Raw genomic sequence first — 16,212 nt, forward strand, 5'->3', positions numbered from 1 at the left:
AGAAGTGTTTTGTAGAATAAGGAAGAATTGTGTAGAAAAATATCGTAAATAACGTGATAAACATATGAATTATAAAGATTGGATATAGCACCTTTGGTTTATTTGAAAGTTTAAAATGGGTATTTGGTAGGAGGTGTAACTTGCGGAACTTTGTAGATCAATGGATTTATCAAAGGAAATTAAAGGCCTATCGGCAATCCGTTCAGAGGGTTTGCGACCTTGCTGTCGGGTTAAGTCGATTTTCAGACGAGGATCTAAGAAACCAGGTTATAAGCTTGCGTGAAAAACGGCAAGCGGGAGACGAGCAGGAAGATATAAAAATTCAATTATTCGCCGTCGTGAAAGTGGCGATAAAAAGGGTTTTAGAAATCGAATTGCATGATGAACAGGTCTTAGCAGGAATCGTCCTTACAGAGGGAAAAGTAGCTGAAATGGCGACGGGTGAGGGGAAAACGGTGATGTCTGTACTTCCAGCGGTCTGGTTTGCGCTCGAAGGAAAAGGTGTTCATCTAATGACCGTCAACGAGTATTTGGCTCGTCGGGATTATGCGGAAATGGGGAAGATTTTCAACTATTTAGGCCTATCTGTTGGGTTGAATATCTCTGGCTTATCCATCTTAGAAAAAAAATCTGCCTACTTAAAAGATATAACCTATGGCGTATGCAATGAATTTGGCTTTGATTACCTTCGCGATCGGCTTGCGACGAACCGGGCAGAGCAGGTGCAACGGGAACTTTCGGTGGCAATCGTGGACGAGATTGATTGTATGCTCATTGATGAGGCGAAGACCCCGTTAATCATTGCCGCTCCAACTAAAAGCCCAAGCGATATTTACTATATATGTACAAGAATTGTTCGGGGGTTGCAGGAAGAGCGGGATTATGAATATGACCATGAACTGCAACAGGTGATGTTTACTGAAGAAGGAATTCGGGAAATCGAAACAAGTCTTCAAATTGATAATCTCTATGATTTAGAGAATGTTTCCATCTATCACTATTTGCTGCAAAGTCTACGAGCCAGAGTATTGATGAGGCGGGATGTCCACTATATCGTTGCCCAGGGGAAAGTGAATTTAATTGATACATATACGGGGAGAATTCTCGAAGGCAGACAGTTAAATGATGGCCTCCATCAGGCGATTGAAGCCAAAGAGAATGTTTCTCTAAGCGATGAAAATAAATCACATGCAACGATCACGATACAAAAGTTTTTTGGGTTATATAGACGAGTGGTTGGAATGACGGGAACGATTCTTACTGAGGAAGAAGAAATATATAAAATTTATGGATTGCAGGCTTTTCGAATCCCTACCCACCGGCCTGTGATTCGCCAGGATGATGAGCAAGTGTTTCTAACAAAGGAAGCCAAATATTTGTCGATTGTCCAGGAGGTTGAGGCAGCCAACCAGAGAGGACAGCCTGTGCTGATTGGGACAACATCCATAGCCCAATCAGAAGAGATGGCGCATCGGCTTCGGTTGAGAAATTTGCCCTACCGACTATTGAATGCAAAAACTGAAGAGGGAGAAGCAAAAATCATAGCCAATGCAGGTCAGAAAGGGTCAATAACCATTGCGACCAATATGGCTGGAAGAGGGACCGATATCCGTCTCGGTGAAGGGGTGTCCGAATTGGGCGGACTTTATGTCATTGGATCCGAGCATCATGAAAGCAGGCGGATTGACCATCAATTGCGAGGACGAGCAGGAAGGCAAGGGGATGTTGGGAAATCCTGTTTCTTCATTTCGCTTGAAGATGAGATTGTGGAACGATTTGCCCGGGAGAAAGCGGAAAAATTTAAAAATAGATGGTCGGAAAATAGTGAGCTTGGGATAAGGGATAAGGATGTCCTACAATTTTTATTGAATGTTCAAACGATGGTGGAAAAGCAGCATTTCGAGGTCCGCCAAATCGTTCACGTGCTAGATTCAGTAGTTCACGACCAACGGACAATGTTTTATCAGCATCGTCAGCAGGTTTTGGAGGGAACACCCATCTTTCCAATATTTGAAAGACTTGTGAAAGCCTATATTGAAAGATTTGTGGAAGAAAACTATCGGGATTTCGAGGACATCAATTTAAACCAATTGCTTGGAAAAATCGGTTTGCCTATCTATGAACAGTCAAAACCGAATGAGAGAACGGTAGATAGTAGAAAAGAACTCACACAGGAAATAGTCGAATATTGGTCCTGCTTAATGGAAGATTCATCACTCACTTTTCAACTTAAGGAACCGCTTTTTCAGATCGAATATTTAAAAATGCTTGATGATGCTTGGGTTGGACATTTAGAAGTCTTGGAACATCTAAAACAAGGCATCCATTACCGGGCCTTTGAACAGCGAAACCCCTTAGTTATCTATAATGACGAGGCTTGGTTCTTATATCAGAAGATGGAGATGCAGATTCAGAATAAAGTCTACCGATGGACTTTGGAGAGGATCAACAGACGCATTCAGGCGGAGGATAGGCAAAAGGTTTTGACAGGATAGGGAAGCTTATTGCTCCCGGTAATCCAAGTCTTGAAATTAAATGGGGTGATAAAATGGCCGCAAAACTATGGGAGAAGCTGACCAATATTTTTAAACAAGAGCATGATGATAAAACCGAAAAGGCTACACCGACGGAAAGCAACCAAGCGGAACTTCCCGTCCAGACATACATATTAACCTTACTGGAACAGATGCAACTAATGAACATCGTGGATCGATACTTGAAGGAATTTGAGAGGGAGAAAATAGCAGTTGAACCAGGATGGGAGAAGGGTTATTCCCTCCACAATGAAGTTGTGGTGACTAATACAGCCCAACAAATCTATCGAAGTAATTTAGAAGTTTTTTACCAAGTACCTGGCAGTTCAGAGAAAAAGGCTGTTTATCACGTTAGCCTTGTGAAATACCCGGAGGATACTTGGAGGGTTTTGCAGGTGAAGATGCAATAATTTTAAACCATATTTTATAAAAGTACGAGGAGCTGAAGAAATGAAAAAAACAGAAAAGTTGAAAAAAAGGGTGCCTCTAAGTAAAAGGGGCGTCTTAACCTTAATGAGTGCCACGATGGCGGCAACACCTGTTATGGTCAATATTCCTGAGGTGGCACAGGCCGAGAATTTGGCTAGAAGTGAAACTGTTGAAGCGGCAGATGCAGCTGTAGATATAAGTGTTGATCAAGATTATGATGTGGATGTTGTATTATCCGTTGGTTCATCTGATCAGGATGTAAGTAGTTTTGAAGCAGATCTAAGACAAAAGTTGAAGGACAAAGGGATTCCACTGGATAGTATTAAAATTTCTGCGGTAGAGGCTACGGAGGTTAGTGCCGAAAGTAATTTTGCCTGGAAGAATTATGATCATATGTCTACTGATTGGAATTATCAAAATTTTAATGGTCAAACTGTTGCAAAGCCGGAAGGGAACACAGGAACACCGTATAAACATATTTGGGTTTATAACGGTGGAAAAAAGATCGTTTTTTATGGGTATGAAAGCCCTGCATATCGAGATTTTATGTACATGCCTAATAGTAGCCCTACCCCAAAAACATTTACCTTTACAATGGACGACAACAATATAAATAATCATAGCATGAAGGGCGGTGGGTTTCTTTTTAACGCAAAAATTACCAATGAAGACCAGTATACCACATCAGAAAATTCGGGGTACCTACCATCTATTGTGCCTTCAGATGTACTTGATAACCAGAGAATTTCTGGGTATGTTCTGCTTTTGGAGAAATATACAGATTCGAACACAGGAAAAACAGGTTCTTATCCAGCACTTTATAAAGTCGATAATATTTCCTTGAATGATTTTCACAATAATGGAGGGGGATTGACATTATTAACATCAGATAGTTCAAAATTATTAGCAGGTGTTCATAATATTAAAATTGAGGTTTCTGGCAAAAAGTTTAAAATGTGGGATACCGTTGATGAAACAACGAATACTATGGAATATGAATTGCCTGATGATTTTGGTTCTTATGGTTTCGGACCATTAGCAGAATATACAGGTCATGGATGTCAGCAGCTATCCTGGTTTAATTTTGAAAATCTAGAAATGCAGACAACGAATGTAAAACGTTTCTTAGAAGTCCTACGGCAACCCGAATGGCGCAGTACAGCCAAAAGCTTCGTTGTCAATTTGGACGATGAAACGGTTGATGATTTTGATGATAACGCCGCAATAGGAGAAATCTTATCCCGCATGGATAATGATGAAATCCATTATATTGGTTGGGGAAAAGATGATTCAACGGATAATACGGATATAACAAAAGACCAAGCAGAAACTTTTATTGCCAAGAACGGTGGCAGGGGAACCTTTGTCAACAGGAACAACAACGATACAAATGAAAATATTGAAAAGATTGCACAATACATTGCTGATGAATACCAAAAATCAAAAAAGAGTAATGTTGAATATATCCCTTATGGTACAAACTATCAATTTACTGTTAGCCCTGCAGAAAAAGCTAAAAACACTGCGGATGAGGATTGGCCGAATGGAAAATGGAAGGTGAAACATGATCCATCCGTATTTAAAAATGATGAAGGTTTAGCGCTTTTTCATGATCATTACTTAAATAATATGGATGTTCGTTTTAATAAACCGGGTAAGTATGATATTTACTATCAAGATGTGCTTGTGAAAACAATCTATGTTCATAGAAAGCCGGTTAGTAATTTTACTATTGTCAAGGATAGTAGTAACAACGTGGCGTTTGTAGATCAATCATATGACCCCGACCATCAAAGTGAACCAGATCAGGGAATCGTTGAAAGGCAATGGAGATGGAAAAAAACGTCGGATAATAGTTGGACGAATGGTCAGCCAAGAACATTAGATGAGGATGAGAATTACATCATTCAACTCATGGTAACGGATCGGGAGGGTGAATCGAGTACTTCTTATTCCAAATACACCTCAACAAGTACAGATATGCTGCCAATTGCCGATTTTTCAATCTCTGATACAATACTTTATAAACCTGGAATGATCCAAATTAATGATTTAAGTTATGACCCATCTGGAAAAGCAATTACTGATCGTAAATGGACAGTAAAAAATGGTACTACACCTGTGGATGTTCCATTTGAAGATGGCAGTATGGATTTTGAAGGAAAAGGCGCAGGGAAATATACCATTTCTTTGGTTGTTAAAAATTCTGAAGGTAAACAATCCCAAGAGTTTTCAAAGGTTTTAACGATTATTAACGATAATACAAAACCTACTGTTTCCACTGATGACGAAGAAGGGAACTTTGAATTACCTAAGTCAATTGATTTAAAGTTCAGCGATACAGGTGACAGTGGCTTTAATTATCAACAATATGTAGTTAAAAATAGTGCGGAAGTGCCAAAAGAGTCTGAATGGGGTGCACCAGGATACAATAACATCAGAACCATTCAATTTAATGAAAAAGGGACCTGGTATATCCATTACAAAGCCGTAGATTACGCAGGGAATGAAAAGATTGGCTATTTTGGCCCGTATACAATCACTGATGGTGTTGCACCACAAATACCTACTATTTCCGTGAAAACTACGGATGATGGTAAAGAATATGTAAGTGGTACACCCACAAAGCAGGATGTTCAAATCACCCTTTCCGGATCAACGGATAATTCAGGATTTGTTATTTATGAATTTAGTAAGGATGGAGATAACTGGGAATTATGGAAGCCATCCGAAAATGGCACCATCTCCGTTGAAGGTAAAACAACATTATATTTTAGGGCAAAGGACAAATCAAATAATGCAAGTGAAAGTATAGGAGTAGTTATTGACATTGATCGAACCAAGCCTAAGTTAAATAATATTGAGATGACCTCCAATAATGTGATTGGTAAAGGCTTTGTAAAACCAGATAATACAGTAACGATTTCATTCGTATCAGATGAGCCACTGGCTGACGGTCAGTTGCAACCAACGGTAATGATTCAGAACCAAATTGCAACAGTTACTCAAAAAGACAACGATCCTACTCTATGGGAGGCAACCTATAAGTTAAAAGATTCAGATCCGGAAGGACCTATCACCTACAGTATTACCTATCAAGACCGTGCGGGAAATGAGGGTGAGGTCAAATCTGGAACAATCGATGATATGAAATTTGACAGAACAGCACCTAATTTAACCCTAACCCCAGCTATAAAGGATCAAACGAATGGTATAGTTACAATGGTAGTAGAGGCCACCGATTCATACAGTGGAATTGATGTGAAAAAAATGGAGTTTATTGAAGAAGGCGAAGGAGATGTACAAGAGGAACCAAACTTTGATTATTTTAATAAAGATGGTAAAGGAACTGCATTTACCGATGGTTTCTTCAATGCAAGTAAAAAAGGTACGTATTATGTTTATGTTAGGGATTTTGCCGGGAATGAGACGATTGAAAAAGAAGTCATATCCAATATTGATAAAGATTTACCCGGAATTACTTTAACCGCATCAACAACTGACCCAACAAATGAAAAGATCACTGTTGCTGTTTCCTATACAAAAGAGGATAAAATTGCCGTTCAAAAATGGGCAGAAGGAGTTCATGATCCGGCTTATTTTACCACCAATGGGAATAAACTTGAGAACAAAGAAATTCCTAGTTTGATCAATGGAACCTACACCGTATATGTAAGGGATTTAGCAGGGAACGAATCAATATCCTATATAACGATTGACAACTTTGATGACACGCTTCCATCCATAAACTTACATGCTGACAACACATGGACAAATGGTAGGGTAGTCATAACAACCGACATTACGGATAACAAAAGTGGAATCAAGGTTAAAAAGTGGGCTAAAGATGTAAAAGACCTAAAATATTTTACTAATGGCGACGGAACCCAATTCACCGAAAATACCTTTGCAGTGGAGGAACCTGGGGCTTATACCGTTTATGCAGAAGATAAAGCCGGAAATACAACAATTAATTTTGTAACAGTCTATTCTATTGAACAAACTGCTCCAACATTAGAAACCTCGATATCACCAGAAACCCAAACTAATGGAAAGGTGACAGTTACGGTAAATGTTTATGATGAAAATGGTGGAAGTGGGATAGATATTGTTAAGTGGGCAAAGGATGATCATCCTGCACCCTATTTTGAAAAATATGGACAACCACTTACAGGAAGTAGCTTTATTGTTACGGAAAACGGGGATTATACAATCTTTGTTAAAGACAAAGCTGGCAATATCGCATTGAAAACGATCACCATCAATAATATTGAAACAGATGCACCTGTGATTCGTTTGACTCAACCGGAAAATTGGACAAGCGGCTCAGTATTCGTTACAGCGGAAATCACAGACAATAATAATGATATCAAGGCTATAAAATGGGCAAAAGGCGAGCAGAAGGCGTCCTATTTCGATAAGGGGAAAATTGGTTCGGATATAAAAGATTCTCAGTTTGAAGCGGCAGAAAATGGAATCTATACAGTCTATGCAATAGATGCATCTGGAAATGAAACAGTAAGTACGATTACAGTGGGTAAGATTGACCTGACACCACCAGTAATTACAGCCTACAAATCAAGTGAAGACCCGACAAATCATCGCATTACAATTGGTGTTGAGGCTACTGATAGCGGCAGCGGGGTGAAGGTGAAAAAGTGGGCTAAGGGAGAAATCACGGATCCATCTAATTTTGTAGGGACCCAGTTTGAAGGTATTCTCTTTGACGTAAATGAAAGTGGGTATTACACGATATACGTGGAAGACAATGTTGGGAATGTTGCTTTGGAAACGATCCATGTCACCAATGTGGATCATGATGCACCTGGGATTTCTCTTAAGGCAAATGAAGAACCAACAAAAGGGAATGTAACAATAGAAGTTACAGTTACAAAAAATAGTGGTGAAAGCCCTATCCAAATCAAACAATGGGCGTACGGAACCCACACCAAAGAGGATTTCAGAGAACGAAATGCGGGTAAGGATCAGGACATTACCGGAACATCATTTGAAGCTGATCGGAACGGAATCTATACCGTCTATGTGATGGATGAAGCGGGAAATGAATCGGTACAAACAATCACCATTTCCAATATTGACCGAGAGGCTCCAGAGGTTGAAAATCCGCAGGTTAATGTATCGAATCCAAATGAAATTCGATTAACTTTAAATGATGATGTGTACGTCACTTCTCCTGATGGATTTACAGTAAATGTGAATGGACAGGATGTCGAAGTTGATTCGGCCGCAAGCGATGGCAATACAATTACCTTAACACTGGAACAACCGATTTCTTATGGGCAAACCGTGACTGTAACCTATGTTCAGGGAACTGGAAATGTAGTGGACAAGGCTGGAAATAAACTAGGTTCCTTTATCGATATGTCGGTTTCAAACGATGTAGGACGTACTTCTGATGAGCAACTTTTAGCTGATGCCGAAAGAGCTGTACAGAAAGCGGAACTATTTAAGTCCACAGTGTACGTTGATAAGGCTCAGGAATTACTTAATAATCTTCCTGAATCCGATGACAAGCAGGAATTACAAGATCGCCTTGATAAAGCCAGGGAGGCTGCTAAGAACTTTGAAGAGTCGGAGTCAGGGAATAAACTAACCTTTAACGAAAAACAAGTAGAGGATTATTTGGCTTTGGCAGGCGGATTAATCGATCAACTTTCTAATGATGATGGGAATAAAGCTGCGATTAAAGACCGATTCGATATGCTTAAAGAGGAAATGGAGCAATTCCTGGATAAGGAAACTGGAAAATATGAAATATCACTGGAACGTGCTCAGAAATATGTGGATGAAAATAAAAGTTTTATCAATTCACTAGGGGATAACGATGGTCTTAAAACAATCATCCAAACACTCGCTCAGAAGGTCCAAGGAAAAATTGACGATGCTGTTGCGAAGCGGAATCAAATCCAAGAGGCAATGGCAGCGGTGGAGAGAGCAGAAGGATCGAAATCAGATGGGGATCTAGCCGTTGCAAGAGAACTAGTTAACAGGCTTGATGATGGTGAATTAAAAACAAGCTTGCTAGAACGGATTGCTGAGGTACAAAGATTAGTAGATGAAGAAAGAGATTCCAATCAAGCCAAAGCAAAAGCTATCCGTGATGCCATTTTGGCGATTTCCCAGCTGCCATTAACAGAACTAACCTACGACGATCGTGGTCAAGTTCAAACTGCCCGGGATTTGGTCAAAGCAGCCATTGCTTTGGGTGCAACAGAAAATGACATTACAAATCTCGCAACCCTCAAAGCATGTGAAAAGAAAATTGATAGTCTTTCTACTAAGGCGCCAAAAGTTGAAGTCAGCGTAACGCCAAACTATGCAGATGGAACGGCATCCATTTCCTTCAACGTTCAGGACAGTGGCAGCCCTATTGTCACAAAGAAATGGTTGGAAGGATCCCACACCAAGGGGGACTTTGCTGCAGGAGGAAATTCAATTCCAGGCAATACCTTCAGTGTTACTAAAGAGGGGACCTATACTTTATACCTTAAGGACAAAGCGGGCAATGAAGTGGTCAAAACGTTCGTCGTGAAAAATAAGCCATATCAAGTGACAGGCCAGCTTACTTCCCAAGGAGGTCTTAAAGCAACAGCCGAAGTGAAAGTAGCAGATAATGCAAACCCAACTGCAGGCACGAAATACGTTGTATTCCAGTTAATGAAAGGGACTACACCTATTAGTGTGGTGGCGGTTGAAAAGGGATTGCAAACAACGGACAATGTTTCCGCCTACTTCAATGTTACAGGGCCGAATTATTCTGTCATCGTGAACGTGCTCGATAAAGAGATGGATAATCAGTCCGAGGTTGGAAGGAGCTTAGCTGAACCGAAGACACTTAGAATTCAGCAATAATCTTGATCGATTCATCCTGAATTAAGCGGATTCCGGTTAACGTTGCTAAAATTGCGTAGAATGACCATTTTTCCGAGAATAACGGAAAGTACTCCGGTTATATTTGGCTACTATTCAATTTTGGATCTTTAACCGGAAAAACTCCGCCTATTTAATCAGAATGAATCGGTAGCGCGCATAAGGTTTTGAAATTAGAAAGGGGAATGAAAGGTGCGGATCAAATCATTATTTTCTGCGATCTGTCTAACTATGCTGTTGCTCGTACCGTTTTCCATGGTACAAGCCAGTGCAAATGTAGACGTCACGGATATTACGGATAAATATCGAGGGGAACAAGTTACAATTAAGGGATCGACATCTTATCAGGAAGTTGTTGTGAAAGTCTATGATGCAAATGATCTTATTTTATACGTCAATGTCATTCCTGTGTCAGAAGGAAAGTATAGTAAATCATTTACGCTTGCTGACGATGCGATCTACGGGACTTATAAGGTGATTGTCGGTCAGGACGATGATATTGCCAGGGACTCGTTTATTGTAAAAGCAAGAGAAAGCAGCAGCGGTGGAGCAGGTGGAGGGCAAGCACCAGCACCAAAGCCGGAGATAATCACTGCCCCCGTTGAAAGCGGCAGAGGTGGAACGACGGTTACTGAAACAACCATCAACCGTACACCCACTGGAAACGGTTCTTTTAAAGATAAAGTAGTATTTTCTCCGGAAACTGCCCAACAAACTGCAGATAAGCTAAAAGAACAAGGACAAAATACCGCTCGAATCGTCATCCCTGATGAAAAAGACGAAGTCTCGGAGGTTCGTCTCGATGTGCCGAGAGACGCAATCCAATCGCTGAATGACGGAAAAATAAATTTAGAAATTCATACAGAAAATGCTAAAATTACGGTTCCAAGCAATTCCCTTGTCAATTTCAATCAGGATCTATATTTCCGCGTTGTCCCTATTAAAGATGAGGATGAACGTAAGCAAGTAGAAGATCGGGCCAAGAAGGAGAAGGTTGTCCAGGAGGTAGCTGGAGATAAATCAGTAAAAGTGTACGGTCGTCCAATGACGATTGAAACAAATATGGAAAGCCGCCCAGTGGATCTTGTTTTACCACTGAAGGATTCTTTACCAACAGACTCCAAAAAACGGGATGAATTACTGGAGAATCTTGTTATTTTTATTGAGCATGACGACGGAACAAAGGAATTAATTAAAGGGACAGTTGTTTCCTATGATCAGAACAATCTAGGAATTCAATTTGGGATTCAAAAGTTTAGTACATTTACTATGGTTTATATGGAAAATTGGCGGGAATATTTTGCCGCACAACAGCAGCAACAGCAGCAGCCACAACCACAGAGCACAGATGGCTTACATAAAGCATATGTTGCGGGCTATCCAAATGGACAATTTAAACCATCAGCTCAGATTAACCGTGCTGAAATGGCTGCATTGCTTTCTCGTGTATATACCGGGGCTCAAACTAAATCGAATGTAGTGTCTTACCCCGATGTCAACCAAGGACACTGGGCAAAAGAAGCGATCCAGGCTGCTCAACTCACAGGTCTTATGTCAGGATATCCAGATCAAACTTTTGGTCCAGGAAAGTCAATCACTCGTGCAGAAATGGCTGCAGTTGTTGCTCGCTGGTTACAGTTAGGGGGGACATCGACCTCTAACAGCAGTGACGTCAAAGGGCATTGGGCAGAAAAAGTAATCGCCCAAGTTGAAAAAGCTAAAATCATGCTTGGCATGCCGGATGGAACATTCCGTCCTAATCAACCGTTAACGCGTGCAGAAGCGGTGACTATCTATAATCGAATCCTAAAACGCGGCCCGCTAAGTGGTGTAGAACAACCAACATGGAAAGATGTCCCTGCAACCCATTGGGCATTTAAAGAAATAGAAGAAGCATCCCAGGATCACCGATTTACCAAAACTAACGGAAAAGAAAAATTGGTGAAATAACTTTTAGACTGACTACCTTTAGGTAGTTGGTCTTTTTTTAGGTAGGTTTTTGTATCGGGATGGAGGGGGTTATCACCAGGGTTTCGTCTATTTTTTGAATTTCTCATATTAAGGAAGCTTCTGTCGTTGATGAAGGTCTAGAAAAGGGTTACGAAAGATTGGAACAATTGAATGAACGGGTAAGGGGATAAGTTTATTTTGGTTCCTGAAGTTTGAAAATTGACCTAAATCAATGAATATAAAATTGAACTTCATTATTATGAAACCATAAGGTTGACTTCTTTCGGAAGGAGTCTTGTTATGAACGTTTTTCAAAAACTCTTACCAGGGGTGATGATGGTGTATGATTATCTAATTGTTGGCGGTGGGATTGTTGGGCTATCCACTGCTTATGCCTTGACTAAACGTGATCCACAAGCAAAAATTGCTTTAATAGAAAAAGAATCATCACTGGCTTATCATCAAACAGGTCACAACAGTGGTGTCATTCATTCTGGAATTTACTATAAACCTAGAAGCCTGAAGGCTAAGTTTTCAAAAGAAGAAGGCAAGCGACTGCGAGCCTTTTGCGATCTACATGATATCCCCTATGAATTGTGCGGAAAAGTGATTGTTGCGACTGAACAGGAGGAATTACCGCTTCTTGATCGGTTATATCAGCGTGGGTTGGACAATAAACTTGATCTTTCCATCATTGGGCCCGAACAATTAAAAGAAATTGAACCACATGTAGCAGGACTAAAGGCCATCTGGGTGAAGGAAACAGGAATTATCCATTACCAACAGGTTGCTAGGGCGCTGGCAAAGGAAATTCAAGAAGCAAACGGTGAGATTTTCTTAAATACAAAGGTGGAAAAAGTTCAGGAAGGAAAGCATGGGGTCATGGTGGAATGCGGGAATAGGACATTTGAAACGCGTTATTTAATTAATTGTGCTGGGCTGCACTGCGACCGAATTGCCGCCATACAAGGGATGAAGACAAATATGAAGATCATCCCGTTTCGCGGAGAATATTATGAGATTAAGCCTAATAAACGCCACATGGTGAAACACCTGATTTATCCAGTACCCAATCCAAAATTCCCTTTCCTCGGCGTGCATTTTACTCGGATGATTGACGGGAGTGTACACGCTGGCCCGAATGCTGTTTTAAGCATGAAACGTGAAGGTTATCTTAAAACGGATTTTGATTTCAAGGATTTTGCTGAGGTGATGTTGTATCCCGCCTTCTGGAAGATTGCCCGTCAAAACATTGGGGAGGGTTTCAAGGAGATCGTGCGATCTTTTAGCAAAAAGGCTTTTGTCAAAAGTCTGCAACGCCTCATTCCGGCGATCATGGATGACGATCTCGTTGCTTCAGAAAATGGGGTGCGGGCACAGGCGCTGACAAGAGAGGGGAAATTAATCGATGATTTTTTTGTCGTATCGAACGAACATTCCATTCATATCCTGAATGCACCATCCCCTGCAGCTACATCATCTCTATCTATAGGTCATTATATTAGTGAGCAAATTCCGGGCTAAGCCCGGTTTTTTCTATTTTAATGAGACCGACCCTTTCACATAGTTGTAACAATGGCATCTAAGTTTTGTAAGATCAATCACAAAGATATTTTTCTTGATGAATATAATAAAAAAAGAAAGAGAGGCAACAAGGAAGGAGAACTTGGGTGAACATGACGATCAGCAGAAAATTATTTGGGGGTTTTTTGGCGGTTTTAATTATATTAACCGCGACTGTAGCCATTGGATATTCCCAAATAACATCAATTAATAGTACATATACCGATTTAATTGAGGATAAAGCGCAGAAACTCATTCAGATTAAGGAGTTACAAATAGCCGTAAAACAAGAACAAGTCAGCATGCGTGGATATTTAATTATCGGCGATGAATCAGCCCTTCAAAATTTCACAGTCGCACATAATGAATATTAAAAAATATATGGAGAATTACATGTGCTAATCGGGAAGTTCAAAGTATAATTTTGCCAAACATTTGTCTATTTCCACTGTAGACTATTTTAAGATATTTAAATATAATTTAAGGGTGTATGAGGAATATTTATCCAATTGAATATCTCTTTTTAAGTGGAGACGATGATCAGCCATTTGCATATGGGCACTTGGATGGCTGGGAGTGAGTAGTGCAACCGACCCTTTTTTGTTAGGGTCGGTTTTTTTTTTTGAAATCCGAATATCCATATAAATTAAATCTGATTAATGGGTGATGAAAATGAGAGCAGATTACAAGGGAAAAGCTGATCCCTCAGCTGATTGGTATATACAGAGTCCTTTACTTGTTCAAGACAAAAAATTAAAAGAAATATTGAAAGAACTCGCAGATATCAAATATGCCTTAGATCAGGCTTCGATTGTGGCGATTACGGATCAAAGTGGACGAATTCTTTATGCCAATGATCAATTTTGTAAAATCTCAAAATATGAACGAGAAGAATTATTAGGGCAGGATCACCGGATTTTAAATTCTGGATATCATTCGGGTGATTTTTTTAAGCATATGTGGGCGACTATTATGAAAGGGGAAATTTGGCGAGGAGAAATTCGAAACAAGGCTAAGGATGGTTCGCTTTATTGGGTAGATACAACCATTGTGCCCTTTCTAAATGAAGCAGGAAAGCCGTATCAATTTATCTCTATACGTAATGACATCAGCCTGAGGAAAGGGATGGAGGAAGAAATAAGGAAAAGTGAAGAAAAGTACCGTTTGATTACGGAGAATTCATCAGATCTCATATCCATTATTGATGGGGAAGGTAATTTCCTGTATGTTTCCCCTTCCCACACTTTTCGGTTGGGCCATAACTTAACAGACCTAGAGGCTAGCAACTTGCTTCAATGGGTTCATGTGGAGGATCGCGAAATTGTAGCCCATGGGATTCAACAAATATCAGTGACCAAAAAGGTGTCATCCCAATTGGAATTTCGAATCCAAATGAGAAATGGTGAGTATATCTATGTAGAAACGAGGATTAGTTCGATTCTAAATGAATCTGGTTATCTCCAAAACTTCGTATTGGTGATGCGGGATATCACCGAACGGAAAGAATCGGAACAAACGATCTATCATTTAGCCTACCATGATTCATTAACCGAATTACCAAACCGTAGGCTTTTTATGGATCGTTTACGTAAAGAAGAGAAACATGCGAAGCGGTTCCAATCTCAACTGGCCATTCTATTCCTCGATATTGATCGATTTAAATATATTAATGATACATGGGGGCATGAAATCGGAGACCTCATCCTAACTGAAACTGCCCAACGAATAAAAAAATGTATTCGATCCATTGACTTAGTGGCTCGCTTGGGAGGGGATGAATTCACCGTTATGCTGACGAACCTTGTCAGTAAGAAGGAAGTGGAATTGATTGCTGGGCGGATTCATGCGAGTTTCAAGGAACCAATAAAAATGGGTGGGCAGTTGTACAATATCTCTTGCAGTCTAGGGATTGCCATTTTCCCCTTGGATGGCAGGAATGCAGATGAATTGCTCAAACGGGCAGATATGGCTCTTTATGCTGTCAAAGATCAAGGGAGAAATGGGTATTCTTTCTTTCACTCGGATATGGAAGAGAGCTCGTTAGAACGTATTTTAATGGAAAACGAACTTAGAAAAGCCATCGAATTGGAGCAATTTCACCTCGACTATCAGCCGAAGATGGATCTTTCTACTGGCAGGTTAATCGGCATGGAAGCGTTGGTTCGATGGGATCATCCAGAACTCGGGAGGATTGCTCCTAACAAGTTCATTCCGGTGGCTGAAGATACTGGTATGATTATTCCTTTAGGAGAGTGGGTACTACGTCGTGGCTGCGAGCAAGCGATCGAATGGCAACAGCAGGGTTATTCACAATTAAAACTATCCGTAAATTTGTCTGTTCGACAATTCTACCAGCCTAATCTACTTGATAAAATTAAAGAAATTTTAAAAGATACAGGATTGAGGCCTCAATGGTTGGAACTCGAGGTTACAGAAAGCGTTTTTGCAGTTTTAGACGATGCAGCAGCTATTTTACAAGAAATGAGAGATTTAGGTATTCATATTTCTGTTGATGATTTTGGAACAGGATATAGTTCTTTTAGTTATATAAAACACCTTCCAATAGACACTCTAAAAATTGACGCATCGTTTATCCGGGATATCCATCAGAACAAAGAAAGTCAGGCTATCGTTAAGGCCATCCTGTCCATTGCCCAAACGTTAAATCTCAATGTCATTGCTGAAGGGGTCGAAACATCCGAACAATTAACCATTCTTAGCGAGGACGGTTGTAGTCAAGGGCAGGGCTTTTTATTCAGTCAACCACTGTCGAGTCAGGATTTTGAGCAATATCTTAAAAATTCTTTTCAATTTGCTTTGCATAGATAAAAGGTAGGAGAGTAGC

7 protein-coding genes and 1 riboswitch are annotated in these 16,212 nt (G+C 40.2%); all 7 genes read left to right on the forward strand.

Features of this window, described 5'->3' with window-relative positions:
• The first annotated feature begins 140 nt into the window (after positions 1-140).
• Positions 141-2,495, forward strand: a complete 2,355-nt coding sequence (locus tag J2Z37_RS00960) for a preprotein translocase subunit SecA (RefSeq protein WP_209808015.1) — start codon at positions 141-143, stop codon at positions 2,493-2,495.
• Between the two features lie 53 nt (positions 2,496-2,548).
• Positions 2,549-2,944: a hypothetical protein gene (locus tag J2Z37_RS00965; RefSeq protein ID WP_209808018.1), complete on the forward strand. Its 396-nt coding sequence runs from the start codon at positions 2,549-2,551 to the stop codon at positions 2,942-2,944.
• A gap of 40 nt (positions 2,945-2,984) precedes the next feature.
• Positions 2,985-9,836 (forward strand): SwmB domain-containing protein, encoded by a 6,852-nt coding sequence (locus tag J2Z37_RS00970; RefSeq protein WP_209808020.1) that lies wholly within the window; start codon positions 2,985-2,987, stop codon positions 9,834-9,836.
• A gap of 210 nt (positions 9,837-10,046) precedes the next feature.
• Positions 10,047-11,804, forward strand: coding sequence for an S-layer homology domain-containing protein (locus J2Z37_RS25975; RefSeq protein ID WP_209808022.1), 1,758 nt, complete (start codon positions 10,047-10,049; stop codon positions 11,802-11,804).
• Positions 11,805-12,143: 339 nt separating this feature from the next.
• Positions 12,144-13,328, forward strand: a complete 1,185-nt coding sequence (gene lhgO, locus J2Z37_RS00980) for an L-2-hydroxyglutarate oxidase (RefSeq protein ID WP_209808883.1) — start codon at positions 12,144-12,146, stop codon at positions 13,326-13,328.
• Between the two features lie 152 nt (positions 13,329-13,480).
• Positions 13,481-13,741: a CHASE3 domain-containing protein gene (locus J2Z37_RS00985; RefSeq protein WP_245203528.1), complete on the forward strand. Its 261-nt coding sequence runs from the start codon at positions 13,481-13,483 to the stop codon at positions 13,739-13,741.
• Positions 13,742-13,887: 146 nt separating this feature from the next.
• Positions 13,888-13,971, forward strand: a riboswitch (cyclic di-GMP riboswitch).
• Positions 13,972-14,039: 68 nt separating this feature from the next.
• Positions 14,040-16,196 (forward strand): bifunctional diguanylate cyclase/phosphodiesterase, encoded by a 2,157-nt coding sequence (locus tag J2Z37_RS00990; protein WP_209808027.1) that lies wholly within the window; start codon positions 14,040-14,042, stop codon positions 16,194-16,196.
• Positions 16,197-16,212 lie beyond the last annotated feature (16 nt).

The sequence above is a fragment of the Ammoniphilus resinae genome, assembly GCF_017873965.1.
GTDB classification, from domain to species: Bacteria; Bacillota; Bacilli; order Aneurinibacillales; family RAOX-1; genus Ammoniphilus_A; species Ammoniphilus_A resinae.

Coding starts and splice junctions, on each gene's coding strand:
- J2Z37_RS00965 (WP_209808018.1), top strand. CDS start 2,549: ATGGCCGCAAAACTATGGGAGAAGCTGACCAATATTTTTAAACAAGAG.
- J2Z37_RS00970 (WP_209808020.1), top strand. CDS start 2,985: ATGAAAAAAACAGAAAAGTTGAAAAAAAGGGTGCCTCTAAGTAAAAGG.
- J2Z37_RS00985 (WP_245203528.1), top strand. CDS start 13,481: ATGACGATCAGCAGAAAATTATTTGGGGGTTTTTTGGCGGTTTTAATT.
- J2Z37_RS00990 (WP_209808027.1), top strand. CDS start 14,040: ATGAGAGCAGATTACAAGGGAAAAGCTGATCCCTCAGCTGATTGGTAT.